The organism is Roseomonas genomospecies 6 (genome assembly GCF_008365375.1).
Taxonomy (GTDB): domain Bacteria; phylum Pseudomonadota; class Alphaproteobacteria; order Azospirillales; family Azospirillaceae; genus Azospirillum.
This window is the reverse complement of the sequence record NZ_QOKW01000035.1, coordinates 1-26,154: the sequence shown is the minus strand read 5'-3', so window position 1 is coordinate 26,154 and position 26,154 is coordinate 1. Positions and strand designations below refer to the sequence as shown.

General features: G+C 68.8%; 21 protein-coding genes and 1 other RNA gene. 5 read left to right on the top strand and 17 right to left on the bottom strand.

The genetic code is table 11. The features are described 5' to 3' along the window. Positions 1–6: 6 nt before the first annotated feature. The 16 genes from DS843_RS27360 to DS843_RS27285 all read right to left on the bottom strand — a co-directional run bounded on the left by DS843_RS27360 (position 7) and on the right by DS843_RS27285 (position 17,426). Positions 7–273: a hypothetical protein gene (locus DS843_RS27360; protein ID WP_149471991.1), complete on the bottom strand. Its 267-nt coding sequence runs from the start codon at positions 271–273 to the stop codon at positions 7–9. Beyond that, on the bottom strand, positions 270–1,409 hold the full coding sequence (murG, locus tag DS843_RS27355; protein ID WP_149471990.1) for an undecaprenyldiphospho-muramoylpentapeptide beta-N-acetylglucosaminyltransferase: 1,140 nt from the start codon (positions 1,407–1,409) through the stop codon (positions 270–272). Before murG ends, DS843_RS27360 begins: the two co-directional genes overlap by 4 nt. A gap of 7 nt (positions 1,410–1,416) precedes the next feature. Next, entirely contained in the window at positions 1,417–2,538 is a 1,122-nt protein-coding gene (gene ftsW, locus DS843_RS27350) for a putative lipid II flippase FtsW (protein ID WP_208852340.1), read from the bottom strand. Next, complete coding sequence (gene murD / locus DS843_RS27345; RefSeq protein ID WP_149471989.1) at positions 2,538–3,941, bottom strand: UDP-N-acetylmuramoyl-L-alanine--D-glutamate ligase; 1,404 nt, start codon at positions 3,939–3,941, stop codon at positions 2,538–2,540. The genes ftsW and murD overlap by 1 nt, the downstream gene beginning before the upstream one ends. A 13-nt stretch (positions 3,942–3,954) precedes the next feature. Next, positions 3,955–5,040 carry a phospho-N-acetylmuramoyl-pentapeptide-transferase gene (mraY, locus tag DS843_RS27340; RefSeq protein ID WP_149471988.1) on the bottom strand — a complete coding sequence of 362 codons (1,086 nt, stop codon included), beginning with the start codon at positions 5,038–5,040 and terminating at the stop codon, positions 3,955–3,957. 10 nt (positions 5,041–5,050) lie between these two features. After that, entirely contained in the window at positions 5,051–6,553 is a 1,503-nt protein-coding gene (locus tag DS843_RS27335; RefSeq protein ID WP_149471987.1) for a UDP-N-acetylmuramoylalanyl-D-glutamyl-2,6-diaminopimelate--D-alanyl-D-alanine ligase, read from the bottom strand. Next, positions 6,550–8,022 carry a UDP-N-acetylmuramoyl-L-alanyl-D-glutamate--2,6-diaminopimelate ligase gene (locus tag DS843_RS27330; protein ID WP_475849417.1) on the bottom strand — a complete coding sequence of 491 codons (1,473 nt, stop codon included), beginning with the start codon at positions 8,020–8,022 and terminating at the stop codon, positions 6,550–6,552. The genes DS843_RS27335 and DS843_RS27330 overlap by 4 nt, the downstream gene beginning before the upstream one ends. After that, positions 7,985–9,790 (bottom strand): peptidoglycan D,D-transpeptidase FtsI family protein, encoded by a 1,806-nt coding sequence (locus tag DS843_RS27325; protein ID WP_149471986.1) that lies wholly within the window; start codon positions 9,788–9,790, stop codon positions 7,985–7,987. The genes DS843_RS27330 and DS843_RS27325 overlap by 38 nt, the downstream gene beginning before the upstream one ends. Then, on the bottom strand, positions 9,787–10,506 hold the full coding sequence (gene ftsL / locus DS843_RS31420; protein WP_167525489.1) for a cell division protein FtsL: 720 nt from the start codon (positions 10,504–10,506) through the stop codon (positions 9,787–9,789). Before ftsL ends, DS843_RS27325 begins: the two co-directional genes overlap by 4 nt. Continuing rightward, positions 10,503–11,486 carry a 16S rRNA (cytosine(1402)-N(4))-methyltransferase RsmH gene (rsmH, locus tag DS843_RS27315; protein ID WP_149471985.1) on the bottom strand — a complete coding sequence of 328 codons (984 nt, stop codon included), beginning with the start codon at positions 11,484–11,486 and terminating at the stop codon, positions 10,503–10,505. The genes ftsL and rsmH overlap by 4 nt, the downstream gene beginning before the upstream one ends. Continuing rightward, positions 11,483–11,980 (bottom strand): division/cell wall cluster transcriptional repressor MraZ, encoded by a 498-nt coding sequence (locus DS843_RS27310; RefSeq protein WP_149471984.1) that lies wholly within the window; start codon positions 11,978–11,980, stop codon positions 11,483–11,485. The genes rsmH and DS843_RS27310 overlap by 4 nt, the downstream gene beginning before the upstream one ends. 553 nt (positions 11,981–12,533) lie before the next feature. Beyond that, positions 12,534–12,951: RNase P RNA component class A (rnpB, locus tag DS843_RS27305), an RNA gene on the bottom strand. 194 nt (positions 12,952–13,145) lie between these two features. After that, positions 13,146–13,844 (bottom strand): N-acetylmuramoyl-L-alanine amidase, encoded by a 699-nt coding sequence (locus DS843_RS27300; RefSeq protein ID WP_149471983.1) that lies wholly within the window; start codon positions 13,842–13,844, stop codon positions 13,146–13,148. A gap of 10 nt (positions 13,845–13,854) precedes the next feature. Beyond that, positions 13,855–14,733, bottom strand: a complete 879-nt coding sequence (locus DS843_RS27295) for a DMT family transporter (RefSeq protein WP_149471982.1) — start codon at positions 14,731–14,733, stop codon at positions 13,855–13,857. Beyond that, the gene (locus DS843_RS27290; protein WP_149471981.1) at positions 14,730–16,556 is read right to left on the bottom strand and encodes an ATP-binding cassette domain-containing protein; all 1,827 of its coding nucleotides are present in this window, start codon (positions 16,554–16,556) and stop codon (positions 14,730–14,732) included. Before DS843_RS27290 ends, DS843_RS27295 begins: the two co-directional genes overlap by 4 nt. A 132-nt stretch (positions 16,557–16,688) precedes the next feature. Then, the gene (locus DS843_RS27285) at positions 16,689–17,426 is read right to left on the bottom strand and encodes a TerB family tellurite resistance protein (protein ID WP_149471980.1); all 738 of its coding nucleotides are present in this window, start codon (positions 17,424–17,426) and stop codon (positions 16,689–16,691) included. 267 nt (positions 17,427–17,693) lie between these two features. On the opposite strand from DS843_RS27285, the gene DS843_RS27280 reads away from it, so the two are divergent. The 5 genes from DS843_RS27280 (at position 17,694) to DS843_RS27260 (ending at position 24,816) form a co-directional block, all read left to right on the top strand. Further along, complete coding sequence (locus tag DS843_RS27280; protein ID WP_149471979.1) at positions 17,694–21,302, top strand: hydantoinase B/oxoprolinase family protein; 3,609 nt, start codon at positions 17,694–17,696, stop codon at positions 21,300–21,302. Between the two features lie 369 nt (positions 21,303–21,671). Continuing rightward, on the top strand, positions 21,672–22,040 hold the full coding sequence (locus DS843_RS27275; RefSeq protein ID WP_149471978.1) for a hypothetical protein: 369 nt from the start codon (positions 21,672–21,674) through the stop codon (positions 22,038–22,040). Continuing rightward, a complete protein-coding gene (locus DS843_RS27270; protein ID WP_149471977.1) occupies positions 22,037–22,990 on the top strand; it encodes a hypothetical protein in 954 nt (317 codons plus the stop codon). Before DS843_RS27275 ends, DS843_RS27270 begins: the two co-directional genes overlap by 4 nt. Before the next feature lie 12 nt (positions 22,991–23,002). Then, the gene (locus tag DS843_RS27265) at positions 23,003–23,233 is read left to right on the top strand and encodes a hypothetical protein (protein ID WP_149471976.1); all 231 of its coding nucleotides are present in this window, start codon (positions 23,003–23,005) and stop codon (positions 23,231–23,233) included. 179 nt (positions 23,234–23,412) lie between these two features. Beyond that, positions 23,413–24,816 carry an FAD-binding oxidoreductase gene (locus DS843_RS27260; RefSeq protein WP_149471975.1) on the top strand — a complete coding sequence of 468 codons (1,404 nt, stop codon included), beginning with the start codon at positions 23,413–23,415 and terminating at the stop codon, positions 24,814–24,816. 39 nt (positions 24,817–24,855) lie between these two features. Here DS843_RS27260 and DS843_RS27255 read toward each other — a convergent pair whose 3' ends face one another. Continuing rightward, positions 24,856–25,749, bottom strand: coding sequence for an NAD(P)-dependent oxidoreductase (locus tag DS843_RS27255; RefSeq protein WP_149471974.1), 894 nt, complete (start codon positions 25,747–25,749; stop codon positions 24,856–24,858). Between the last annotated feature and the right edge of the window lie 405 nt (positions 25,750–26,154).

Genomic DNA, 26,154 nt, shown 5'->3' with positions numbered 1-26,154 from the left:
TCTGGATTACTTTCCGCGGCGGAGCATCAGGCTGAGGGTGGCGTCCACGGCCATGTCGGACAGGCCGTAGGGAAGGGGCTGGGCGCCGGTGGCGACGTGCAGGCGGTCGCGCAGGAAGCCGGCGCAGGCGCGCGGCAGCAGCGGGCAGTCGGGCCGGTTGCTCCAGGCGCCTTCGGTCCGCGTCATGTCCGCCGGCCAGTCGCCCAGAGGCCGGGACGAGGGGGGCCGGGACGAGCGGGGGCGTGCGATGGTGCTGCGCGTTGCCTTGTTCATTCCGCGGCTTCCTTGGTTCGGGCTTGGTTCGGGTTGGCGATCATGTCGAGCACGGCGTCGGCCAGCCGGCGCGCCGCGTCGGCCATGCCCCAGCCGTGGGCGGCCCGCGCCGCGTCGGACAAGGCATCCGGCGACTTCAGCAGTTCGGTCAGACGGGCGGAGAGCGCATCGGCGGTGAAGTCCGGCTGCGCCATCACCCAGGCGGCCCCGGCGGCGGCGAGCTGCCGCGCGTTGGCCGTCTGGTGGTCGTCCATGGCATGGGGATATGGCACCAGGATGGCGGGACGCCCGATGCAGGTCAACTCGGCGATGGTCGAGGCGCCGGCCCGCGTGATGGCGAGGTGACAGCCGGCCAACCGGTCCGGCACGTCGCGGAAGAAGCTCTCCAGCTCCAGCCCGCCCAGGCCCATGCCGGCGTAAGCGGCGCGTGCGGCCTCCAGATCCTCGGGCCGGCACTGCTGCGCCAGATGGATGCGGGCGCGCAGCTCGGCGGGCAGGCGGCCCAGCGCTTCGGGGATGACCTCGGAGAAGACGCGGGCGCCCTGGCTGCCGCCCATCACGAGAATGCGGACGGGGCCGCCGGGGGCGGGAAGGGTGTAGGCGGCGTCGCGCTTGGCCGCGACGGCGGGGCGGACCGGGTTGCCGGTGCGGACGAGGCGCGGGCGATGCTCCTCCTTCACCGAGGCGACCTCGGGGAAGGCGACGGCGATGCGGCGGGCGGCGGCGGCGAGCATCCGGTTGGCGCGGCCCAGGACGGCGTTCTGCTCGTGCAGCATCACCGGCACGCGGGCCTGCGCGGCGGCGTAGACCGTGGGCACGGAGGGATAGCCGCCGAAGCCGACGACCGCCGCGGGCTTCAGATGGCGCATCAGCGCGTTGGCGCCCAGCAGGCCGAGGCCCATCTGCCACGCCGCGTTGATCTTGGCCAGCAGGTTGCCGCCGGGCGCGGCGGAGCGGATGCGGTGGACCGGCACCTCCGGCAGGCTGTCGCCGAAGGCCTGGCCGCGCTTGTCGGTGACGAGCGCCACGGCTTCGCCGCGGGCCAGAAGCTCGCGCGCCAGCGCTTCCGCCGGGAAGAAGTGCCCGCCGGTGCCGCCGGCGGCCAGGACGATCGGTCGCTGTGTGGTTTCGGCCATGGTCAGGTCACTCCGCCGGGCCGAAGCGTTTGCGGGTCAGCGCCAGCACCATCCCCATGCCGAAGCCCAGCGCCAGCAGCGAGGAACCGCCGTAGGAGATGAAGGGCAGCGTCATGCCCTTGGTCGGCATCAGGTGCAGGGCGGAGCCCATGTTGATCGCCGCCTGAAGACCGAACTGGATCAGCAGGCCGCTCGCCGCCAGCAGCACGAAGTAGTTGGTGTCGTTGAACACCCGCGCGAAGCCGCGCAGCACGATGAAGGCGAACAGCAGGATGATGACGAGGCAGAAGATCAGTCCCATCTCCTCGCCCGCGACGGCGAAGATGAAGTCGGCATGGCTGTCCGGCAGCGAGTATTTCACCGTTCCCTGTCCGGGGCCGGTGCCCATCAGCCCGCCGTTGGCGAAGGCCTCCAGCGAGCGGCTGACCTGATAGGTGTCGCCGCTGGACGGGTCGAGGAAGCGGTTGATGCGGCTGTGGACGTGCGGCAGCGTGAAATAGGCGCCGACCAGACCGGCAACCCCCAGCACGCCCAGGCCGGCGACCAGCATGATGTTCAGCCCGGCCAGGAAGAACTGCGAGAACCACACCGCCGACACCACCACGGTCATGCCCAGGTCGGGCTGGAGCAGCAGGCCGCCGACGGTGACGCCGTAGAGCAGGATCGACAGGATCGTGCCCGGAAAGCCCGGGTTGGTGCGCGACAGCGAGAACAGCCACGCCCCGACCACCGCGAAGGCGGGCTTCACGAACTCCGACGGCTGGATGGACATGCCGGGGATGTGAATCCAGCGCCGCGCGCCCTTGATCTCCACGCCGACGACCAGCGTCGCGTAGACCAGCGCCACCGCGATCAGGAAGACCACCAGCGCCACCCGCCGCACGCCGCGCGGGCTGAGCAGCGAGACGCCGCACATGATGGCGATGCTGGGGATCAGCATCAGCAGGTGGCGTTCGACGAAATGGAAGGTGTCCTGGATGCCGATGCGCTCCGCCACCGGCGGGCTGGCCGCGGTGATCAGGACCGTGCCGAGCGCCATCAGCACCGCCAGCGCGGCGAGCTGCCAGCGGTCCACCGTCCACCACCAGCGGCCGAAGACGGATTGGTCGGTGCGGTCGAAGGTCACCATCAGGCACGCTCTCCCGGTTCGCTGTTGCCTTCCAGGCGGTTTACGGCGTCGGCGAAGGCCTCGCCGCGCTTCTCGAAATTCGCGAACTGGTCCCAGGAGGCGCAGGCCGGCGACAGCAGCACGCAGGCGCCGGGCAGAGCCTCGGCCAGAGCCAGCTCCGCCGAGGCGTTGACCGCCACGTCCAGCGTGCCGCAGCGGGTGTGCGGGACCTTGTTGGCCTCCAGCCACGCGGCGAAGCGGTCCGACGCCTCGCCGATCAGGAAGGCGTGGCGGACGCGCGGCGCGTAGGATTCCAGCCCGTCCAGCCCGGTCTCCTTCGCCTGACCGCCGAGAATCCAGTAGATCGGGTCGAAGGTCGCCAGCGCCTTTTCCGTGGCGTCGGCGTTGGTCGCCTTGCTGTCGTTGACGAAGCGCACGCTGTCGATGGTCCGGACGAGCTGCTGGCGGTGGGCCAGACCGGGGAAGGTCGTCATGGCGGCGACGATGGCCGGCGTGGGCACGCCCGCCGCCTTGCACGCCGCATAGGCCGCGGCGGCGTTCTGCCAATTGTGCGTGCCGAGCAGCGCCGGGAAGACGGCAAGCTCGGCCACGCGCTCCGCCGCGCCCTGGGTGTCGTCGATCAGCCAGCCATCCTCGGCATACACGCCGCCGGGCACCGGACCCAGCGCGGAAACCGGCCAGATCACCTGATCGCCCTTGGCCTTGAGGTCTTCCCAGATGGCCCGGCAGATCGGGTCGTCCACGCCGATCACCGCGGTGCGCGGCTTGGTCTGGCGGTGGAAGATCAGCTTCTTCGCGGCGACGTAGCCATCCATGCCGCCGTGGCGCGCCAGATGGTCCGGCGTGATGTTGAGCAGCACCGCCACGTCGAAGGTGATCGAGTAGGTCAGTTCGAGCTGGTAGCTCGACATCTCCAGCACATAGCTGCCGCCGGCCCCCATGGAGGGGAAGGTCAGCGCCGGGGTGCCCAGGTTGCCGCCGACCGCGATGCGCCGCCCGGCGGCGTCCATCACATGGCCGATCAGCGTCGTGGTGGTGGACTTCCCGTTGGTCCCGGTGATGCCGATGTAGGCCGAATCCCGCTCCGACCGGGCGAGAAGCTCGATGTCGCAGACCAGCTCGATGTTCGCGGCGCGGGCGCGCAGGGCCACCGGGTGGGGGGCCGGGTGGGTGTGCGGGATGCCCGGCGACCAGACGATGGTGGTCAGCTCCGACAGGTCCGCCGTGGTCAGGTCGACGACCTTGTAGCCCTTTTCAAGCGCTGCGGCGCGGCTGGACTCGTTGTCGTCCCACACCCACACCTCGGCGCCGCTCTTGACGAGCGCCTCCGCCGTGGCGAGGCCGGACTTGCCCAGCCCCATGACCGCCACCGGCAGTCCTTCCATGTAGAACAGGTTGATCATCGGGCGGGAACCCTTACCGGAGCTTCAGCGTGGACAGGCCGACCAGGGCCAGGATGGAGGCGATGATCCAGAAGCGGATGACCACGGTGGACTCCGCCCATCCCTTCTTCTCGAAGTGATGGTGCAGAGGCGCCATGCGGAACACCCGCTTTCCGGTCAGCTTGAACGAGGCGACCTGGACGATCACCGACACGGTCTCCAGCACGAACAGGCCGCCGATGATCGCCAGCACGATCTCGTGCTTGGTGACCACGCTGACGGCTCCCAGCGCGCCGCCGAGGGCCAGCGAGCCGGTGTCGCCCATGAAGACCATGGCGGGGGGCGCGTTGTACCAGAGGAAACCGATGCCCGCACCGACCAGAGCCCCGCAGAAAACGGCAAGCTCACCAGCACCGGGCACATGGTGAATCTGAAGATAGTTGGCGAAGATCGCGTTGCCGGTGAGGTAGGCGATCAGGCCGAAGCAGCCCGCCGCGATCATCGTCGGCACGATGGCCAGCCCGTCCAGCCCGTCCGTCAGGTTCACCGCGTTCGACGCGCCCACCATGACGAAGGCGCCCACGGGGATGAAGAACCAGGAAAGCTGGATCAGGAAATCCTTCACGAAGGGCACGGCCAGACCGCCGGACAGTGGCGGCGCCGACACATACATGATGGCGGCGGCGGCGGTGACGCCGATGACGATCTCCCAGGTCAGGCGGAAGCGGCCCGACAGGCCCTTGGTGTTGCGCTTGGTCAGCTTCAGGTAGTCGTCGCCGAAGCCGATCAGGCCGTAGCCGATCGTCACCAGCAGCACGATCCAGGTGTAGGCGTTGGTCAGGTCAACCCACAGCAGCGTGCTGATCGACACCGCGATCAGGATCATCAGGCCGCCCATGGTGGGCGTGCCCTTCTTCTTCATGTGGCTTTCCGGCCCGTCCGAGCGGATCGGCTGGCCTTCGCCCTGCTTGCGCTTCAGCCACGCGATCAGGCGCGGGAAGAACACGAAGCTGATGACGAGCGCCGTCAGCACCGCGCCGCCCGTCCGGAAGGTCAGATACCGGAACAGGTTGAACGGCGTGAACACGTCCGCCAGGGGGAAGAGCAGATTGTAGAGCATCGTGGAGCGGTCAGCCTTTGTGTCCGTGCGCCGCGGTCTGATCCGTGTCAGCGGGCGTCGGGCCGTTGTTGTTCTTGTCGGTTCGGGGGGTGTCGTCGGTTCGTGCATCGAGGGCGGACAGGGCGTCCACCACCGTCGCCATGCGGCTGCCGAGCGACCCCTTGACCAGCACCACGTCGCCGCCGCGCACCGCGCCGGCCAGGATGGCGGCCAGCTCGGCGCTGGTCTCCGTCCAGGCGCCGCGCATGGCGGCGGGCAGACGGTCGAACAGCGCGCGCATGTGCGGCCCGCAAGCGTAGACCGCGTCCACCCGCGCGGCGCGCAGCGGCTCGGCCAGCCCGGCGTGCAGGGCGTCGGCGCGGTCGCCCAGCTCCCGCATGTCGCCCAGCACGGCGATGCGCTTGCCGCCGGCACCGGGGTCGATCCTGCCCAGCACCGCGAAGGTCGCGGCCATGGCGGCGGGACTGGCGTTGTAGCTCTCGTCGATCAGGGTGAAGGCGCCTTGGGCGGCGTTGACGCGCCGGCTCGTGCCGCGGCCCTTCACCGGTTTGAGGGTGGACAGCGCGCGCGCCGCCGCGGCCATGTCGGCGCCCAGCGCCTTCACCGCCAGCAGAACGGCGAGGCTGTTCATCACCCAGTGCTTGCCGGGCAGGGCCAGGGAATACTGGATGCGCTCGCCCCGGATGACCGCGGTCACGGCGCTGCAGGTCGCGTGCAGCGCGGCGTCCACCAGACGGGCGTCGGCGTCCGCGTGGGAGCCGAAGCTCCAGATGCGGCTCAGCCCCTGGGTGCGCGCGGCGGCCAGCAGCCGCCCGAAATGCGGGTTGTCGCGGTTCAGAACGGCGACGCCGTTGGGGTTCATGCCCTCGAAGATCTCGGCCTTGGCGTCGGCGATGGCCTCGACGGAGTCGAAGAACTCCAGATGCGCCGCCTCGACCGTGGTGATCACCGCCACGTCGGGCATCACCTGCCGCGACAGGGGGCCTAGCTCGCCCGCGTGGTTCATGCCCAGCTCGAACACGCCGAACTCGCTGTCGGCCGGCATGCGGGCCAGCGACAGGGGCACGCCCCAATGGTTGTTCAGGCTGCCTTCGGTGGCGAAGGTGCGCCCCTGCGCCGACAGGACGTGGCGCAGAGCTTCCTTGGTGCCGGTCTTGCCGACCGAACCGGTGACGCCCACCACCCTGGCCCGGGTGCGCAGCCGCGCGACGTGGCCGAGATCGCCGAGCGCCGCCAGCGTGTCCTGCTCCACCGCCAGAAGGGAGGCGTCGCCCGGCACGCCGGGCGGGACGGTGCTGACCAGCGCGGCGGCGGCGCCGGCCTCCAGCGCCTTCGCGACGAAGTCATGCCCGTCGAAGTTCGGCCCCTTGATGGCGACGAACAGGTCGCCCGGCGCCACCTTGCGGCTGTCGATGGACACGCCGGTCGCCGACCAGGGGCGCGTCGCCTGACCGCTGGTGGCGGCGGCGGCGTCCCCGGCGGTCCACAGGACTGTCTTGGTGGCCTCGCTCATGCTGCTCCAACCTCCGCCACGGCGGCCCTTGCCTCGGTCGCGTCGTCGAAGGGAAGGACCTCCGTCCCGACGATCTGACCATGCTCATGTCCCTTGCCGGCGATGACCAGCACGTCACCGGGCCGGAGGCCGCGGACGGCGGCGCGGATGGCCTCGCGCCGGTCGCCGATCTCCTCCAGGGCCGGGTGCCCCGCCAATACCTCCTTGCGGATGGCCGCCGGCACCTCGGTGCGCGGGTTGTCGTCGGTGACGATGGCGCGGTCGGCCAGACGGCCGGCAAGCTCCCCCATCACCGGCCGCTTCCCGCGGTCGCGGTCGCCGCCGCACCCGAACACCGCGATCAGGCGGTTCCGGGCGTGCTGCTTCAGCGCCAGCAGCACCGTTTCCAGCGCGTCGGGCGTGTGGGCGAAATCGACATAGACCGCCGCCCCGCAGGGGTGGGTGGCGACGTGCTGCAGGCGCCCCGGCACGCCGTCCAGGCGGGTCAGGGTGGCGAGCGCCGCGTCACAGTCCGCGCCGGAGCCGATCACCAGGCCGAGCGCGCACAGCACGTTCCACGCCTGGAAGCGGCCCGCCAGCGGCAGGTCCACGGTGAGATCGCGGCCCAGGACCGTCAGGTCCAGGCGCTGGCCGTGGGCCAGCGGCTCGACCCCGTTCACCCGGATCTCGCGACCGGCCAGACCGTAGCCGAAGACGCGGTGACCGCGCTGTGAACAAATCCCGGCAAGCTCGGCGAAGGTGCCGCTGTCGGCGTTCAGGACGGCGGTTCCCCCATCGGGCAACACCCGTCCGAACAGCATCGCCTTGGCCTGGAGATAGGCCTCCATCGTGCCGTGATAGTCCAGATGGTCGCGGGTCAGGTTGGTGAAGCCCGCCGCCTTCAGGACCACGCCGTCCAGCCGGAACTGCTCCAGCCCGTGGCTGGACGCTTCCATCGCCAGATGCTCGATCCCCTTGTCCTTGACGGCGGCGAGATCGCGGTGGAGCGACACCGGGTCCGGTGTGGTCATTCCGCCGTAATCGTCCAGCCCCGGCCCGATCAGCCCCAGCGTGCCCAGGCTGGCCGCCTTCAGGCCCATCAGGTCCCACATCTGGCGCGCGAACTGGACGGTGGAGGTCTTGCCGTTGGTCCCCGTCACCGCCACCACCGTGTCCGGCTGCCGCCCGTGGAAGGCCGCGGCCAGACGCGCGAAGAGACGGCGCGGCTGCGCGTCCTCGATCAGCAGCGCGGCGCTGCCGGCGGGCAGGGCGGTCCCCAAGGGCGCCACCACCGCGACGGCGCCCTTGGCGAGCGCGTCGGCGATGAAGGCGCGCCCGTCCGCCTTCGCGCCGGGCAGGGCGGCAAAGACGAAACCGGGCCTGACCGCGCGGCTGTCCGCGGTCAGCCCGGTCACGGTGACGGCTGGTACCTCGACGGTGGAGGAGGCCGCGTCAGTGCGGCTTGTTGCCAGCAGGTGGGACAGAAGCAACGGTGCTGCCTTTCGGTTGCGCGGGCGGAGGCGGCGGTGCGGGCGGGGTCGTCTGACCCGCGGCGTTGATGTAGGTGGCGTTGATGACCTCGGGCGAAGCCTCGTCCACCGGCTGGACGCCCAGCAGCGGACCGATCTGCTTCACGATCCGGCCGACCGCGGGAGCGGCGACCCAGCCGCCGGTGGCGAAGCCGTAGGTCTTCTTGGTGCCCTTCGGCTCGTCCACCATCACGTAGACGATGTAGCGCGGGTCGTGCATCGGGAAGGCCCCGAGGAACGACGACATGCGGGAGTTCTTGGCGTAGCCCCGGCCCTTCTGCTTGTCCGCCGTGCCGGTCTTGCCGCCGACGACATAGCCCTTGGCGTTGGCCGCCTTGGCAGTGCCGTCGGTGACCACGAAGCGGAACAGCCGGCGCATCATGGCCGACGTCTTCGGGCTGATGACCTGCTCGCCCGGAACCTCCGCCTCGTGGTCGCGCTTCAGCAGGGTCGGCGGGTGCAGCACGCCGCCGTTGATGACCGCGGCGGCGGCGTTCACCGTGTGCATCGGGCTGACCGACATGCCGTGGCCGAAGGAGATGGTCATGGCGTTGACCTCCCGCCACGGGTTCGGCACCAGCGGCCAGCCGTTCTCCGGCAGCTCCAGCGAGGTCGGGCGGGTGAAGCCCAGCTTGGTCATGAAGGATTTCTGGTGCTGCACGCCGAGCGACATGGCCATGCGCACCGAGCCGAGGTTCGACGATTCCTGGAACACCTCCGCCACGGTCAGATTGTGCTTGAACGCGTGGAATTCGCGGATGGTGAAACGGCCGACCTGGATGTTGTTGACGGTGTCGAAGGTGTCGGACACGCGGATCTTGCCCGAATCCAGCGACATCGCCGTGTTGAAGATCTTGAAGGTGGAGCCCATCTCGTACACGCCGAGCGTCGCGCGGTTGAACAGCGTGTCCGGGTCGAGCCCCGTCGGGTTGTGTGGATCGAAGTCGGGCAGCGAGATCATCGACAACACTTCGCCGTTGCGCACGTCGAAGACGATGCCGGTGGCGCCGATCGCGCTGAACTCCTCGATCGTCGTCAGCAGCTCCTTCTTCAGGATGTGCTGAAGGCGCAGGTCGATCGAAAGCTGCAACGGCTTCGGATCGGTGGTCAGGCGCTTGTTGAACTGCTGCTCCAGCCCGGCGAGGCCGTTGTTGTCGACGCCGGTGAAGCCGACCAGATGCGAGGTCAGGTTGGAGGCCGGATAGAAGCGGCGCTCCTCCCGCTCGAAATAGACGCCGGGAAGGCCCAGCCGGAACACCGCCGCCTGCTGCTTCGGCGTCAGGTTGCGCTTGAGCCAGACGAAGCGCTTGTCGCCGCTGAGCTTGGTCAGCAGATCCTTGTAGTCCAGCTCCGGCAGGACGGTGGTCAGCTTGCGCGCGACCTCGTCCGGGCGGCTGATCAGCTTCGGGTCGGCGTAGAGCGACTGGGTGGCCAGCGAGGTCGCCAGCAGGTTGCCGTTGCGGTCCACGATGTCCGCGCGCCCGACCGGCGGGGCGTCCACCTCCGCGGCCATGCGCGGGCGGGGCTCCGCCGCGCGGCTGAACAGGGTCGCGTCCACCAGCTTCACGCCGATGGCGGTAAAGACTACGGCAACCATGGCCGCGGTCACCATCAACCGGTTCCGGCCCTGTTCCAGCGCGACCGACAGCGACGTCCGCGGCTTGGAAGCCGGGGGCGGCACGCCATAGGCGCCGTGCGCGGGATCGGTGCCGGGCGGCGGGACGTTCATCGGTTGGCTCCGAGGCGGGCGACCAGAAGGCCGATGCTGTCATGCGCCTGGGGCTGCGGGGGACGGGCGGCAGCGGCACCCGGCGGCGGGGCCAGCGGCTTCGGCGCGGCAGCGGCCGGCGCCGGCTTGGCGGCGATCTCGGTCGGCCTGGTCGTCACCACCGGAGCCGGGGCGGACTTGGCGGCCGGGGCGGCGGGCAGGGGCGGGGCCTTGGCCGAGGCCGGCACGATGGCCGAGGGCTTGATCGGAGCCGGCTTCATCGGCGAGGCCGAGGCCGGAATCACCGCGCCGCTCTGGATGCCGCCCTGAACGATGGCGCCGCCGCCCACGGCGCTGTTCCCGGTGGAGGCCGTCGCCACGTTCGGCGCCGTGCCCGGGGACTGGTTGCGGACCATCGGCGGCAGCGGGGCCGGAGCCTCCTCCGGCGCCACGGCGGGAGTCGGGCGCATCGGGACGACGTTCATCGCCACGAACTGGCGCGCCTCGGTCGGCTGAAGCGCCAGATGCTCGCGCGACAGGTTCTCCAGGCGCGTCGGGTCGTTCAGGAAGCTCCATTCGGCCTTCAGGACCTGGATGGCTTCCTGCTCCACCATGATCTTGCGGTTGAGCGAGCCCAGCTTTTCCTCCAGCTCCTGGACCTCGTAGCTGGTTTCGAAGACGACGAAGCCGGCGGCGGCGATCAGGCCACCCCAGAAAAGCGCGGATTTGTATTTCATGCCGCCTCCTTGCCGGGCGCCGGATAGGCCGGCGCCGCCGTGCGTTCTGCCGCGCGCAGCCGGGCGGAGCGCGCGCGGGGGTTGCTGTGGGCTTCCGAGTCCGTCGGCACGATGGGCTTGCGCGACAGGAGCCGGAAGGACGGGGACCGCGCGTCCGCCACAAGGCTCGGCGCGTGTCGGGACGGGGAGGGCGGGGGCGAGGAGCGTTCCTTCAGGAACGTCTTCACTTCCCGGTCCTCCAGCGAATGGAAGGAGACGACGGCGAGGCGCCCGCCGGGCTTCAGCAGCGACTCGGCGGCGGCAAGGCCGCGGCGCAGCTCGCCCAGCTCGTCGTTCACATGGATGCGCAGCGCCTGGAACGTGCGGGTCGCCGGGTCGATGGCGTCGCCCTTCCCCTTCGGCACCACCGACCGCACCAGATCGGCCAGTTGCTTCGTGCGGGTGAAGGGGGCGGTCTGGCGCGCGGCGACGATGGCGCGGGCCACGCGGCGGGCCATGCGCTCCTCGCCATAGTGGAAGATGATGTCGGCCAGTTCGTCGGCCTCCGCGGTGTTCACCACGTCGGCGGCGGTCGGCCCATCCCGTCCCATGCGCATGTCGAGCGGGCCGTCGAATCGGAAGGAGAAGCCACGCTCCGGCTCGTCGATCTGCGGGGAGGAGACGCCGATGTCCAGCGCCACGCCGTCCACCGATTCGACGCCGTGCTCGGCCAGCAGCCGGTCCATGTCGCCGAATCGGCCTTCGACGATGTCCAGCCGGCCCGGATAGGCGAGGGCGAGCTTGCGGCCACGCTCGATGGCTTCCGGATCGCGGTCGATTCCCCAGACCCGGCAATCGGCCCGGTCGAGAATCGCGCGGGCATAGCCGCCGGCGCCGAAGGTGCCGTCCACATAGACGCCGCCGTCGCGCGGGGAGAGCGCGTCCACAACCTCGTCCAGCAGGACGGAGACGTGAGGGGAGACGGGGGTGGGGACGGTCATGCGCCCTCCCCTGCCCGGCCGGCGGCGGCGCGGGATGCCTTGGCGACGATCTGGCTCAGCGAAATGTCCTTGCGCACGACCTGGTCGCGCAGCGTCTGTTCATGGGCCTTCAGGGCGCCAGGTTCCCAGATCTGGAAGGTCTTGCGGCGGCCGATGAAGGCGGCTTCCTCATCGATTCCGGCGAATTCGGACAATTCCTTGGGCAGGACGATCCGGCCTTCGGTGTCCAGCGAGACGGGGATCAGCTTGCCGAAGATGAAGGTCTCGATCATGTCGCGCTCGTCCGAATCCAGATCGGGGGATTCCAGGCTTTCGGACAGGACGTCGAGATAGTCCTGATCGGCGCCTTCCAGCGCCTGATGGTTCAGCGAGGGCCACAGGTAGACGGTGCCGGGCGCCGACGTCTTGGCAAGCGACTGCCGGAACTGCGCCGGGATGGAGCAGCGGCCTTTCCTGTCAACTTTGTTGACGTATGTGGACAGGAAAATGGCCATCGGCCTGACGAACGCCCCCCTTCTCCCGTTGCCGGACTTCGCCGTCGCGAAGCCCTATCCGCTCTTGCCGCTGAACGCGCCCGGTCTGGCTACCTTGGTTGGGTAGTTCCCCCTCCAAACTGGGCTTTCATGGGATAGCATGGGACAGGGTGGGCGTCAACGCCCCCTCTAGTATTCAGATGGTGCTGTCAAGACTTTTCACCTGATGTGTTGCCACCGTGCAAATAGGTGAGCGGAATCGGCGAGAATCGGCAATATATCAGGGCGCCTATGAGCAAAAACGCGCCATTGCCTCACAGAGTTCGCAGGATGTTCCAGGATTCCCGAGAATGGTTCCCATCATGTGGCTTTCCATATGGGCGAATCGCACCCTACGAATGGTATAGCCTGCTGGGGTAACCTACCGAGATGCATCATGGGACGGCATGGGAATTTGCCCCACAGTTATCCACCGGCTGTGGATGAAGCTGGGGAAATCTGTGGACAGTGGGGCGCGATCCCAGTCCCGGCTGCGGGAAAGGGGTAGGTCAGTAATCCGGACGTGGTGGGGATAAGCGCCAGATGGCCTGTAAGCCGGGTTTTGTCCTCAGGTTTCCCTGATGGATGGCCATTCATCTGGGACGCCGGTTGCCCGGCGCCTCACGCAACCAACCCGGGCGGCGGCGCGGAAACGCGCTTGGCCCCAGACCATCCCAACCGATCAAGGATCAGGGGAGATGGCGGGCCGTGCCGCCCCTATTCGGTCTTGCTCCCGGTGGGGTTTACCGTGCCGCCCCTGTTGCCAGGCGCGCGGTGCGCTCTTACCGCACCCTTTCACCCTTACCATCGGCACGAGGCCGGTGGCGGTTTGCTTTCTGTGGCACTTTCCCTAGGGTCGCCCCCGCCGGCCGTTAGCCGGCACCGTGTTTCCGTGGAGCCCGGACTTTCCTCCCCCGATCCAAAAGGTCGAAGGCGGCCATCCGGCCATCTGGCGCGGCCCTGTGTATAGAGTTGCCGCCCGATTCGCAATGGCGCGATTCGGCGTCCGGACAGGGAATTCACCACAGAGGCACGGAGACACGGAGGAATCGAGAGGCGGAGGCCTGTGCGATTCGGGGGCATGGAGCCGGAACGCAGCCATGCGGCTCTTTGTGTCTCCGAGTCTCTGTGGTTTATCCCCCGGCTTTCAGCGCCCGGTCATCCGCAGCAGGGCGCGCAGGCGGCGCAGGGTCTCCGGGTTTGCCTCTCCGGTCAGGCGTTCCGGGTGGAAATGGCGCTGGAAGGACAGCAGCGTCCGCGATTCGGCGGCGTCGTACCCATAGCGTCCCAGAAGCGCCGCCACATCCTCCCCGGATTCGGGCAGGTCGTCCGCCGCGGTGGGCTCCGGCCACAGGCCGATTCCCCGCGCGGCCAGACCCGGCCAGTCGAACAGCTCGCCGGGGTCCTCCTTGCGGGCGGGGGCGATGTCGCTGTGGCCCAGCACGTCGGCGGGCGCGATCCCATGCCGGCCCATGACGTCCAGGCACAGATCCGCCACCGCGGCCATCTGGACGGCGGGGAAGGGGCGGTAGCCGAACTCGTGCCCCGGGTTGACGATCTCGATTCCGATGGAGCGGCTGTTCACGTCGGTCCGGCCCCGCCAGGACGACAGCCCGGCGTGCCAGGCGCGCCGGTCCTCCGGTACATGGGCGTAGACGGTGCCGTCCTCGTCCACCGTGTAGTGGGCGCTGACCTGGGCGGCGGGCTCGCACAGCCGGGACAGTGCCGATTCGGCGGTGGGCATGCCCGTGTAGTGGAGGATCAGCAACTCCACCCGCACCCCCTCGGGCCGCGGCCCGTGGTTGGGCGAGGGGCGGTCGATGCATCCGGCATCCGTCCTGGTCATTCCGGTTCCCTCAGGTCGGATTCGTCACCTTCTCCGCCAGCGCCGTCGGGCGCCGCTTCACGATGACGGCCATGCCGCCCACGGTCAACAGCCCGCCCAGCACCAGCCGGAGCGTGAAGGGATCGTCCATCAGAAGGACTCCCGCCAGCACCCCGAAGACCGGCACGGTCAACAGAAAGGGCATGGTCTGGTTCACCGAGTATTTCCGCAGCAACGGATACCACATTCCATAGGCGCCGATGGTCACGCCCACCGCCATGTAGGCGATGGCTCCCCAGCCCCACAGGGTGGAGTTGGTCAGCGCCGTCATCTGCCCTTCCTCGAACAGGAAGGAGAGCAGCAGCAACTGCGGAGCGGCGAACAGGGCCATCCAGCCGTTCAGAGCGAAGCCGTCCACCCCGACGATCATCTTCATCTGGATGCTGGCGACGGAGAAGGCGAAGCTGGCGCCCAGGATCATGAACAGCGGGACCAGCGACCCGGACAGCCGCGGCTCCCCCGCGATGACCATGACGCCCGCGAAGGCGGCGGCCATGCCGATGGCGCGGCTCCACCCCAGCTTGTCCTTGAAGACGATCGCGGCCAGCAGGGAGGAGAAGGGCACCTGAGCCTGCGCCGCCAGCGAGGCGGTGGCCGCGTCGATGCCGTCCAGCCCCATGAACATCAGCGGAAAATGCACGGAGCCCAAGGTCACCGACAGCAGCGCGATGGGCCGTGCCGCGTGCCAGGGAATGCGCTTGAAGGGCACGATCAGAGCGGCCACCGCGACGAAGCGCAGCGCCATGATGAAGAGGGGCGGGAACTCCGCCAGACCCCATTTCGCGACGACGAAGTTCAGGCCCCAGGTCGCCATGACCAGGAGCGCCAGCAGCGAGTCGCGCAGACTCATCCGCGGCCGCCTTCCAACTCCTCGCGCAGGGCCTCCAACTCCAGCCAGCGCTCCTCGGCGGCGGCAAGCTCGGCTTGTTTCGCCTGCAACCGGTCGGACGTCTTCTGGAACGCCGCGGCGTCGCGGGCGAACAGGTCGGGATCGGCCAGCGCCGATTCGAGCTTCGCCACCTCGGCGGTCAGCTTGTCCATGCGGGCGGGCAGGTCGTCCAGCTCCCGCTGGTCCTTGTAGCTCAGCTTGCCCTTCGGCTTGGCGGCGGCGGGTGCCGCGGCGGGCTTCGCCTTGGCCGGGGCGGCGGCCTTCTCCTTGGGCGGCGGGCGCTGCACCAGATAATCGGAATAGCCGCCGGGATATTCGGCGATCACGCCGTCCCCCTCCACCGCGATGGTGCTGGTGACCAGCCGGTCGAGGAAATCGCGGTCGTGGCTGACCAGCAGCAGTGTCCCCTGATAGTCGCCCAGCACGTCCTCCAGCAGGTCCAGCGTGTCCATGTCGAGGTCGTTGGTCGGCTCGTCGAGGATCATCATGTTGCTGGGCCGCGCGAACAGGCGGGCAAGCAGAAGCCGGTTGCGCTCGCCGCCCGACAGGGCCTTCACGGGGCTGTCGAGCTGGCGCGTGTCGAACAGGAAGTCGCGGATGTAACCGGCGACGTGGCGCGACTGGCCGTTGACCATCACACTGTCGCCGCCGAAGGGGCACAGCACCTTGCGGATCGTGTCCTCCGGGTCCAGCCCTTCGCGCCGCTGGTCGAAATAGGCGGTCTCCAGGTTGGTGCCCAGCCGGATCGTTCCGCTGTCCGGCTCCATCTGTCCGGTCAGCATCTTCAGCAGGGTGGTCTTGCCGGCGCCGTTCGGCCCGATCAGCCCCACCCGGTCGCCGCGCAGGATGCGGGTGGAGAAGTCCTTGACGATGGTCTTGCGGCCTTCCGCCGAATCGAAGCCCTTCGAGATGCGGTCGGCCTCGATGACGAGCCGTCCGCCGCGCTCGGCCTCGGCGACGGCGAGCTTGGCCTGCTGGCCGCCCTTGATGCGCTCGGCGCGGTCGGTGCGGAGTTGGAGCAGGGCGCGCACGCGGCCCATGTTGCGGGTGCGCCGGGCGGAGATGCCCTCGCGCAGCCACTTCATCTCGCCTTCGATCTTGCGGTCCAGCTTCTGGGCGGCGATTTCCTCCGATTCGAACACCTCGGCCTGCCAGGTCTCGAACTCGGCGAAGCCGCGGTCGGTGGCGCGCACCGTGCCGCGGTCCAGCCACAGCGTGCGCCTGGCCAGCCGGTTCAGGAAGCTGCGGTCGTGCGAGATCAGCAGCAGCCCGCCGCGGTAGGCCAGCAACTCCTCCTCCAGCCACTCGATGGTGGGGAGGTCGAGGTGGTTGGTCGGCTCGTCCAGCAGCATGACGTCGGGCTCGCCGACCAGCGTGCGGGCCAGCGCCGCGCGCCGCGCCTCGCCGCCCGACAGGGTGTTGGGGTCGAGATGGCCCGGAACCTGAAGCCGGTCCAGCACGGCGTCCACCCGGTGCGCCTCGTCCTGTTCATCGGCGGGCAGGCCGGCGGCGACGTAGTCGTGCACCGTGGCGCAGCCGGTGAAGTCCGGTTCCTGCGGCAGATAGGCGATTCGAGCGCCCGGCTGGGTGAAGACGGTTCCGCCGTCCGGCTGGATCATGCCGGCCAGCACCTTCATCAGCGTGGATTTGCCGGACCCGTTCCGCCCGACCAGACAGGCCTTGTCGCCCCGTCCGATAGACAGGTCGATCGTTTCGAACAGCGGACGGCCACCGAAGGTGACGGACACGCCCTGGAGCGCGGTGATGGGAGCGGGAGGAGCCATGACCCAACGGTACGGTGTGCGGAGGTGTGCTTATATAGCGTGCGGTCTCCGGAGCCGCGACACCCGATTGCGCCGGGGCGGGGATGCGTTTTCACGGAAATGGGGGTGGTTGCGTCGGGTCCCCCCACTCCCTCACCCCCGCCCGCGCTCCTTCTCGATCCGGTCATAGGCGGCGTTGATGGCGGCGATCTTCTGGGTCGCCAGATCCACGAACTCCTGCGGCATGCCCTGGGCGATCAGAAGGTCCGGGTGATGCTCGCGGACCAGACGACGGTGCGCGGCCTTGATCGCCTCGTCGCTGGCGCGGCGCGAGACGCCCAGCACGCGATAGGGATCGGTCTCGTTCGGCGTGCCCGCGATGTGGTGCCCGGCGACGATGCGCTCGAACTCCTCGTCGGAGAAGCCGAAGATGTGGGCGACCGTGCGCAGATACTCGACTTCCGTCTCGTGCAACTCGTCGTCGGCCTCGGCGATGGCCAGCAGGCTGTCGAGCAACTCCTCCAGGACGGCGCGGCGGTCGTCGAACAGACCGGCGATCTGCTGGGCGTATTCCTCGAACCCGTGGGTGTCCTTGCGGGCGAGGTCGAAGACGCGGCCCACCGTGTCCAACTCCTCCGCCGGGACGCGGAACAGGCGCTTGAAGGTGTCCACCTCCACCCGCTTCACCACGCCGTCGGCGCGGGCCATCTTCGCCGACAGGGCGATCACGCCGATGGTGAAGGCGATGGATTTGGTGGCGTCCGCCGGGCCGCACAGTCCACGGATACCGCGCTCCATCGCATAGCCGGCGGCCAGACCGATCAGCCCGCCGATCGGGCCGCCGACGGTGAAACCGGCCGCCCCGCCCATGACGCTGCCCCAGATGCTCATTCCCGTATCCGCCTCTTCGCCGCCGGGGCGCAGCATAGCCGGTGACCGGCGCCGCGCCAACCGGCCCATCCTTTTGCGTCGTCATCCCGGCGTCTTCGCGCGGGACCCGCTTTTCATCCGTTGGGGGTGGTGGCGCTTTACCCGGTTGCACCGCGGGGAAGGGGCGATCACAGGGCCGGCGCATCCCACCCTTTCGCCCACCCCGTCTTGACCTGCGGCGGCGTATCGTCACACTCCCCCGACATCAAGAAAGACAGGGAGTGGGACATGGCGCCCCAACAGCCGGGCCGATGGCAGTTCTGGATCGACCGCGGAGGCACCTTCACCGACATCGTGGCGAAGCGCCCGGACGGGTCGGTGGTCACGCACAAGCTGCTGTCGGAGAATCCGGAACGCTACCGCGACGCCGCCATCCAGGGCATCCGCGACCTGCTGGGCCTCGCCCCCGGCCAGCCGATCCCGGCGGAGGCGGTCGAGGCGGTGAAGATGGGAACCACCGTCGCCACCAACGCGCTTCTGGAGCGCAAGGGCGAGCGCACGCTGCTGCTCATCACCGAGGGGCTGGGCGACCAGCTCCGCATCGGCTATCAGGCCCGCCCGAAGATCTTCGCCCGCCACATCGTGCTGCCCGAACTGCTGTACGAGCGGGTGGCCGAGGTGCCGGAGCGGGTGAAGGCCGACGGCACGGTGCTGAAGCCCGTGGACCTGCGCGCCGTGCGGGTTCAACTGGAGCAGGCCTATCAGGACGGCTTCCGCGCCGCCGCGGTGGTGCTGATGCACGGCTACCGCCACCCCGACCATGAGAAGCAGGTGGCGGCGCTGGCCCGCTCCATCGGCTTCACCCAGGTGTCGGTCAGCCATCAGGTCAGTCCGCTGATGAAGATCGTCGGGCGCGGCGACACCACCGTGGTGGACGCCTACCTGTCGCCGATCCTGCGCCGCTATGTGGAGCAGGTGGCGGGCGACCTGTCGGGCGTGCGGCTGATGTTCATGCAGTCGAACGGCGGGCTGACCGACGCGCGCTGGTTCCAGGGCAAGGACGCCATCCTCTCCGGGCCGGCGGGCGGCATCGTCGGGGCGGTGCGCACCGCGCGCATGGCCGGATTCGACCGGGTCATCGGTTTCGACATGGGCGGCACCTCCACCGACGTGTCGCACTACGCCGGGGAGTATGAGCGCGCCTTCGACACGGTGGTGGCCGGGGTGCGGATGCGCGCCCCGATGATGCACATCCACACCGTGGCGGCGGGCGGCGGCTCCGTCTGCTTCTTCGACGGGGCGCGCTTCCGCGTCGGGCCGGAGAGCGCCGGGGCGAATCCCGGCCCGGCCTGCTACCGCCGCGGCGGGCCGCTGACCGTCACCGACTGCAACGTGATGGTCGGCAAGCTGCACCCCGACTTCTTCCCCCATGTCTTCGGGCCGGAGGCCGACCAGCCGCTCGACGCCGCCGTCGTGCGCGAGAAGTTCGCCAAACTGGCCGAGGAGGTGAACGCGGCGCTGGGCACCGGGATGACTCCGCATCAGGTGGCCGAGGGCTTCCTGAAGATCGCCGTGGACAACATGGCGAACGCCATCAAGAAGATCTCGGTCCAGCGCGGCTACGACGTCACCCAATACACGCTGAACGGCTTCGGCGGGGCGGCGGGGCAGCATGTCTGTCTGGTCGCCGACGCGCTGGGCATGAAGAAGGTGTTCCTGCACCCGCACGCCGGCGTGCTGTCCGCCTACGGCATCGGTCTGGCCGACACGGTGGCGATCCGCGAGCGCGCGGTGGAGGCCCGGCTCGACGAGGCCCTGGTGGACGAGCTGACCGCCACGCTCGGCGCGCTGGAGGCCGAGGGGCGCATGGAGCTGACCCGCCAGGGCGTGCCGGAAGGCCGGCTGGCCGTCCTGCGCAAGGCGCACATCAAGGTGGAGGGCTCCGACAGCCCGCTGGCCGTCGATTTCGGGCCGCTCGACGCCATGGCCGCGGCCTTCGAGGCGGCGCACCGCCAGCGCTACGGCTTCATGATGGAGGGCAAGGCCCTGGTGGTCGAGGCCGTGTCGGTGGAGGCGGTGGGCCGCACCGAGAGCGCGGACGACGAGGATCTGCCCAGCGTCACCGGCGCCCTGCCGCGCCGCCTCGCCACCGTCACCCTGCACACCGGCGGGGCGGACCGGGAGGCTCCGGTCTACGACCGCGACCGGCTCCAGCCCGGCAACCGGGTGACCGGCCCCGCCGTCATCAGGGAGAAGATCGCCACGACGGTGGTCGAACCGGGCTGGATCGCCGAGGTGACCCGCAAGAACCACCTCGTGCTCACCCGCTTCGAGGAGCTGCCGCAGCGCCTCGCCATCGGCACCAGGGCCGACCCGGTGATGCTGGAGGTCTTCAACAACCTGTTCATGTCCATCGCCGAGCAGATGGGCTTCACGCTGGAGAAGACCGCCTATTCCGTGAACATCAAGGAGCGTCTGGACTTCTCCTGCGCCCTGTTCGACGCGGACGGCGGGCTGATCGCCAACGCCCCGCACATGCCGGTGCATCTCGGCTCCATGGGCGAGAGCGTGCGCGCCATCGTGGAGCGGCGCCAAGGCGACATGAATCCCGGCGACGTCTACATGCTGAACGACCCCTACCATGGGGGCACGCATCTGCCGGACATCACCGTCATCACCCCGGTCTTCGACGAGGCGGGCGAGCGCGTGCTGTTCTACGTGGCCTCGCGCGGGCATCACGCCGACGTCGGCGGGATCACCCCCGGCTCGATGCCGCCGGACAGCACGACCATCGACCAGGAAGGCGTCCTTCTCGACAACATCCAACTGGTCGAGCGGGGCCGCTTCCTGGAGGAGGAGGTCGTCGCCCTCTTCACCGCCGGGCCGCACCCGGCGCGCAACGTGGCGCAGAACCTGGGCGACCTGAAGGCCCAGATCGCCGCCAACGAGCAGGGCGCGCGGGAGCTTCGCCGGATCGTCGCCCAGTTCGGGCTGGAGACGGTGAACGCCTACATGAAGCTGGTCCAGGACAACGCCGAGGAGCAGGTCCGCCGCGTCATCGACGTGCTGACCGATGGCGAGTTCGTTCAGGAGTTGGACAACGGCGCGGTCATCAAGGTCCGCATCACCATCGACAAGGACGAGCGGTCGGCGCGGGTGGACTTCACCGGCACCAGCCCGCAGCTCGCCAGCAACTTCAACGCCCCGACGGCGGTCTGCCGGGCCGCGGTGCTCTACGTCTTCCGCACGCTGGTGGACGACGAGATCCCGATGAACGAGGGCTGCCTGAAGCCCATCGAGATCGTCATCCCGCCGGGCACGATGCTGTCGCCCAGCCACCCCGCCGCGGTGGTGGCCGGCAATGTGGAGACCAGCCAGTGCGTCACCGACGCGCTGTATGGCGCGCTGGGCGTGCTGGCCTCGGCCCAGGGAACGATGAACAACACGACCTTCGGCAACGAGCGCTACCAGTATTACGAGACGGTCTGCGGCGGCTCCGGCGCCGGTCCCGGCTTCGACGGGACGGACGCGGTGCACACCCACATGACCAACTCGCGCCTGACCGATCCGGAGGTGCTGGAATGGCGCTTCCCGGTGCTGCTGGACAGCTTCCGCATCCGCCGCGAATCGGGCGGGGCGGGGCGCTGGCGCGGCGGCGACGGGGTGGTGCGGCGCCTGAAGTTCCTGGAACCGATGACCGCCGCCATCCTGTCCAACCACCGCCGGGTTCCCCCCTTCGGCCTGAAGGGCGGCGCCCCCGGCCAGATCGGGCGCACCTGGGTCCAGCGCACCGACGGCTCGGTGGAGGAACTCGGCCCCCAGGACAAGACCGCGATGGGCGAGGGCGACGTGCTGGTCGTCGAGACGCCGGGCGGCGGGGGTTACGGGGAGGCGTGATGCGGTTGTAGAATCACCACCTCCATCATTGCCCAACCATGAAGCCCGACCGATCGATGCACCAGCACTGATCGGGAGGGTCATGTCGGCGGCGCCTTCAGGCGCCGTCTGCATGAGGTTGCAACTCCGCCGTTTTCCGAACCCATCGGCGTCCGCCTTTTCGTGACGAGGGTGCTGCGGCACAAGGGAAGCCGATCGGGCACCATGTGTCCTTGTCGATGCTTCGCAATTCGGTCGCGTGTTCATATGTATGATTTGCGTGCGGGCATTCTGATAATTGATTTTCTCGTATTCTGATCTTGCGAAGATTGACTTATCGTTCATGTCGCGTATTGTTTGGGGATAAAGCGATTTTCAGTGGAGCGGGTCATGCCCACCGCGAAATGGCTTGTTCTTCGCGTGTTGGCGGGGGTGCTCGCCCTGACGACGGGCGCGTGCACGTACAGCACGGTTGACGAGGCCGGGAACCGCCGGATCGTCGGGCTGGTCGATATGACCGTCGCGCCGGGTGACGCCGGGCCGGCACCCGGTGTGCCCTTTGCCGGAACGGTGATCGATCTGACGACACTGGGGATCGCGGTCGCGCAGAATGAACAGGGATTCTCCCTGTCGCTCGGTTACGCCCGTGACGTATCCGCCGCGATCCGCGACGACGCGCTTGTCTGCGGCAACCCGCTTGCCTTGCGGTCGCTGCTTGCTACGAACCTTTCATCGACGGGGGGAGGGACGCGCCAATGACGCGGATGACGAGAGCTGTCCTGCCGCTGGCTGGGCTCGCGCTGCTGCTGACGGGGTGCGACACGACGGACCGGGCGGTCTTCGTGACCTCCACCAACATCGGGATCAACGCGGACGCGACCACCCGCGTGGTCAACATCGGCTATGACCGCACAGAGGGGTTCATCGGTCCCGACTATGTGGACAGCGGCGCAGCGCCTCCCGCGGTCGGCCATTTGCAATCCGACCTTGCGGTGTTTTCGCCCAAGATCAAGCAGCTCTATGCCACGGGGCGCGCGGCGGAACTCGTCACCATGCCGGAACTGCCGGGCGAACCGGAGTCGTCCGACGAACTGAAGGGCGTGCGTCGCCTGCTGATTTTCGGAACGTCGAGCAACATCGGCCTGAAGCTCGGTTTTGCAACCGCTTCCGGTCTGCCCGATGGGATCGTGTTCGGATACAAGCGCAAGGAGATGTCGGTGATTCCCTTCAAGGAGGCGGCGCCCAAGGAGGCGGCGCCCGGGGAGTCGACGGATCATTATGCGTCCGTTCTCGCTTCGATCGACATGAACCAGTCCACCGAGACGCTTCCCACATCCTCCTTCAAGCTGACCCAGTTCGTGGCAACGGGGATGGCGGCCCGAAATCTCGCGCGCAACGAACAGATCCGCAATCTTTTCCATTCCCAGGCGAAACAGGCCATTGCGCTGGCAAGCCTGGACGCGGACACCATCCGCGTGACGACAGCCGGGCTGGTCGAATGCGTGTCTGTCGGCGGGTCGGTCGATCAGGGGCGCTTGACCATGCTCCTCAACTCCGCTCTCGCCGCGCAGGTCATCTCAAAGGACGAGAAGGACAATCTCGTCGATGCCGGCGAGGCGAGCGTATTGAGAGCGCGTCTGTACAACAACGATGTGGTCGCAATGAAGTTGGGAAAATACGTCACCGACAACAATCTGTGCGTCAAGTAAAGGGAGGCAGCGATGGCTGAGGGGTATTGCAAGATCGAGCAGTATGCGGATGAAACCACGGCGAAATCCCGCCGCACGACGCTGGCATCCCTGGGCTACACGGCGATGGTCGCGGCGGGCAACGTGTTCCTGTACGAAAAGCCTGCGGCGGCCGGTGCCGGCGATCCACCCGACGGAAAGATGACGCGCCGGACGGGCAACTGGTTCGTCATCGCCATCGGGACATCCGACACATTGAAGTGAGAGGGGCGAAACAAGGGGGGCGAAACAAGGGGGGGGGCGAAACAAGGGAGGCACACAGCGCCGGCTCCCGAACGGGACCCCCGCCGGAACATGCCTGCGCGCTTGCCAGCCCACCTGCCGGGACGTAGCCTGTGTGGTCCTACCAACAGACCAAAGCGTCCGCAGGAGAGATTCCGTCCATGACCGCCGTACCCGCCGCCCAGCCTCGCGTCGCCTTCACCGACGAGATGAAGGCCGAGTTCAAGGCCCTGCTCGGGGATCGCTTCACCACCGCCGCGGCGGTGCGCGAGCATCACGGCAAGGACGAATCCTACCACCCCAACTTCCCGCCCGACGGCGTCGCCTTCGCCACCTCCACCGAGGAGGTCAGCGCCATCGTCACGCTCTGCGCGAAGCACAAGCTGCCGATCATCCCCTTCGGCACCGGCACCTCGCTGGAGGGCGGCGTCGCGGCGCTGGCCGGGGGCATCTGCATCGACGTGTCGAACATGAAGGCGATCCTGCGCGTCAGCCCGGAGGATCTGGACGTCACCGTCCAGGCCGGCGTGACCCGCAAGCAGTTGAACGAGCATCTGCGCGACACCGGCCTGTTCTTCCCCATCGATCCCGGCGCCGACGCCTCGCTGGGCGGCATGGCCTCCACCCGCGCCAGCGGCACCAACGCCGTGCGCTACGGCACCATGCGCGAGAATGTGCTGGGGCTGACGGTGGTGCTGGCCGACGGCCGGATCATCAGGACCGGCGGGCGCGCCCGCAAGTCCGCCGCCGGCTATGACCTGACCCGCCTGTTCGTCGGGGCGGAGGGCACGCTCGGCATCATCACCGAGGTGACGTTGCGCCTCTACGGCATCCCGGAGGCGATCTCCGCCGCCGTCTGCCCGTTCGCCGACATCCGCGGCGCCGTGGACACGGTGATCCAGACCATCCAGTCCGGCATCCCCGTCGCCCGTATCGAGCTGCTGGACGAGGTGCAGATGGACGCGGTGAACAAGTATTCCAAGCTGGATTACAAGGTCGCCCCGACCCTGTTCTTCGAGTTCCACGGCACCGCCGCCGGGGTGAAGGAGCAGGCGGAGATGGTCTCGGCCATCGCCGGGGAGAACGGCGGGACCGAATTCACCTGGGCGACCCGTCCGGAGGACCGCTCGAAGCTCTGGCAGGCGCGTCACGACGGCTATTACGCGGCGCTGGCGCTGCGCCCCGGTTCCAAGGGCTGGCCGACTGACGTGTGCGTGCCGATCTCGCGGCTGGCCGACTGCATCCTGGAGACGAAGAAGGACATCGCCGAATCCTCGATGCTGGCGCCGCTGGTCGGCCATGTCGGCGACGGCAACTTCCACCTCGTCTACGTCATCGACCCCGACAAGCCGGAGGAGCTGGCCGAGGCCAAGCGCCTGAACGACCGCATGGTGGACCGGGCGCTGGCCATGGGCGGCACCTGCACGGGCGAGCACGGCATCGGCTACGGCAAGCTGGAGTTCCTGGAGAAGGAGGCCGGCGACGCCTTCGCCGTGATGGGCGAACTGAAGCGCGCCTTCGACCCGGACAACCGGATGAACCCCGGCAAGGTCGTCCGGGTGTGAGGTGAGGGACAGGGGAGCGCCGTGGCGCTCCCCCTCCGCTCAGCGCGTCAGCCGCGTCATCAGGCTCGAGGTGTCCAGGCGGTTGCCGCCCATCGTCTGGACCTCGGCGTAGAACTGGTCCACCAGGGCGGTGACGGGCAGGGTGGCGCCGTTGTTGCGCGCCTCGCCCAGGACGATGCCCAGGTCCTTGCGCATCCAGTCCACGGCGAAACCGAAGTCGAACCTGCCGTCCAGCATCGTCCTGGCGCGGTTGTCCATCTGCCAGGACTGGGCGGCGCCCTTCGAGATCACGTCCACCACCTTGTGCCCGTCCAGCCCGGCTTTCTGCGCAAAGGCCATGCCCTCGGCCAGACCCTGGAGCAGGCCGGCGATGCAGATCTGGTTGACCATCTTCGTCAACTGGCCGGCGCCCGACGGCCCCATGTGGGTGACGGAGCGGCCATAGCAGGCCATCAGCGGCTCGGCGCGGGCGAAGGCGTCGGCGTCGCCGCCCACCATCACCGTCAGCACCCCGTTCTCCGCCCCGGCCTGCCCGCCGGACACCGGTGCGTCGAGGAAGAACAGGCCGCGCGCGCGGGCTAGCTCGGCCATCTCGCGCGAGACGGTGGCGGAGACGGTGGAATGGTCGGCGATGACGGTGCCCGGCTTCATGGTGGACATGGCCTCGCCGGCCACGGCCCGCACGTCGTCGTCGCCGCCGACGCAGAGGAAGACCACCTCCGCGTCACGGGCGGCGTCGGCCGGGGTGGGGGCGGAAGAGGGGGCGCCGGTGCCGCCGAAGCGGGACACCCAGGCGTCGGCCTTGGCGGCGGTGCGGTTGTAGACGGTCACCCGATGGCCGCCCCGGACGGCCAGATGGCCGGCCATGGGAAAGCCCATCGTGCCAAGTCCCAGAAAGGCGACGGAGCGGGAGACGGTCGCGGTGTCGGCCATGGTCCAATCTTTCTTTGATCGTTGTCGGCTGCGGATTGTTCTTCGGCGGCTGCCCTCGGACCGCCAAGCTAGGCCGGCCCCGCCCTCCGATCAAACGCCGTGCCGCCGGGCCAGGGCACCGAGGTCAGGTTAACAGGTTCAGTCGGAGCGACGCCCACTCCTTCTCCCCCCTGGGGAGAAGGTCGGGATGAGGGGGCGGCCGAAGGCCGGAAAAGCCCTGCATGGAGCAACGTTCCCCCCTCACCGGCCCTTCGGGCCACCCTCTCCCCAGGGGGGAGAGGTCGTGTCCCATCGCGTGGTGTAGGAGCTGTGGGTAACCGGCCCGCCGAAGCGTCCCCTCACAGCTGGCGTAGGCGGGCCGGTTATCCACAGCGGACGGTCATCGAGGTTCTTCGGTAGAGTCTG

Bases quoted from the DNA above. Each gene is read 5' to 3' on its own strand.
- DS843_RS27360 (WP_149471991.1), bottom strand. From the start codon at position 273: ATGAACAAGGCAACGCGCAGCACCATCGCACGCCCCCGCTCGTCCCGG.
- murG (WP_149471990.1), bottom strand. From the start codon at position 1,409: ATGGCCGAAACCACACAGCGACCGATCGTCCTGGCCGCCGGCGGCACC.
- ftsW (WP_208852340.1), bottom strand. From the start codon at position 2,538: ATGGTGACCTTCGACCGCACCGACCAATCCGTCTTCGGCCGCTGGTGG.
- murD (WP_149471989.1), bottom strand. From the start codon at position 3,941: ATGATCAACCTGTTCTACATGGAAGGACTGCCGGTGGCGGTCATGGGG.
- mraY (WP_149471988.1), bottom strand. From the start codon at position 5,040: ATGCTCTACAATCTGCTCTTCCCCCTGGCGGACGTGTTCACGCCGTTC.
- DS843_RS27335 (WP_149471987.1), bottom strand. From the start codon at position 6,553: ATGAGCGAGGCCACCAAGACAGTCCTGTGGACCGCCGGGGACGCCGCC.
- DS843_RS27325 (WP_149471986.1), bottom strand. From the start codon at position 9,790: ATGAACGTCCCGCCGCCCGGCACCGATCCCGCGCACGGCGCCTATGGC.
- ftsL (WP_167525489.1), bottom strand. From the start codon at position 10,506: ATGAAATACAAATCCGCGCTTTTCTGGGGTGGCCTGATCGCCGCCGCC.
- rsmH (WP_149471985.1), bottom strand. From the start codon at position 11,486: ATGACCGTCCCCACCCCCGTCTCCCCTCACGTCTCCGTCCTGCTGGAC.
- DS843_RS27310 (WP_149471984.1), bottom strand. From the start codon at position 11,980: ATGGCCATTTTCCTGTCCACATACGTCAACAAAGTTGACAGGAAAGGC.
- DS843_RS27300 (WP_149471983.1), bottom strand. From the start codon at position 13,844: ATGACCAGGACGGATGCCGGATGCATCGACCGCCCCTCGCCCAACCAC.
- DS843_RS27295 (WP_149471982.1), bottom strand. From the start codon at position 14,733: ATGAGTCTGCGCGACTCGCTGCTGGCGCTCCTGGTCATGGCGACCTGG.
- DS843_RS27290 (WP_149471981.1), bottom strand. From the start codon at position 16,556: ATGGCTCCTCCCGCTCCCATCACCGCGCTCCAGGGCGTGTCCGTCACC.
- DS843_RS27285 (WP_149471980.1), bottom strand. From the start codon at position 17,426: ATGAGCATCTGGGGCAGCGTCATGGGCGGGGCGGCCGGTTTCACCGTC.
- DS843_RS27280 (WP_149471979.1), top strand. From the start codon at position 17,694: ATGGCGCCCCAACAGCCGGGCCGATGGCAGTTCTGGATCGACCGCGGA.
- DS843_RS27275 (WP_149471978.1), top strand. From the start codon at position 21,672: ATGCCCACCGCGAAATGGCTTGTTCTTCGCGTGTTGGCGGGGGTGCTC.
- DS843_RS27270 (WP_149471977.1), top strand. From the start codon at position 22,037: ATGACGCGGATGACGAGAGCTGTCCTGCCGCTGGCTGGGCTCGCGCTG.
- DS843_RS27265 (WP_149471976.1), top strand. From the start codon at position 23,003: ATGGCTGAGGGGTATTGCAAGATCGAGCAGTATGCGGATGAAACCACG.
- DS843_RS27260 (WP_149471975.1), top strand. From the start codon at position 23,413: ATGACCGCCGTACCCGCCGCCCAGCCTCGCGTCGCCTTCACCGACGAG.
- DS843_RS27255 (WP_149471974.1), bottom strand. From the start codon at position 25,749: ATGGCCGACACCGCGACCGTCTCCCGCTCCGTCGCCTTTCTGGGACTT.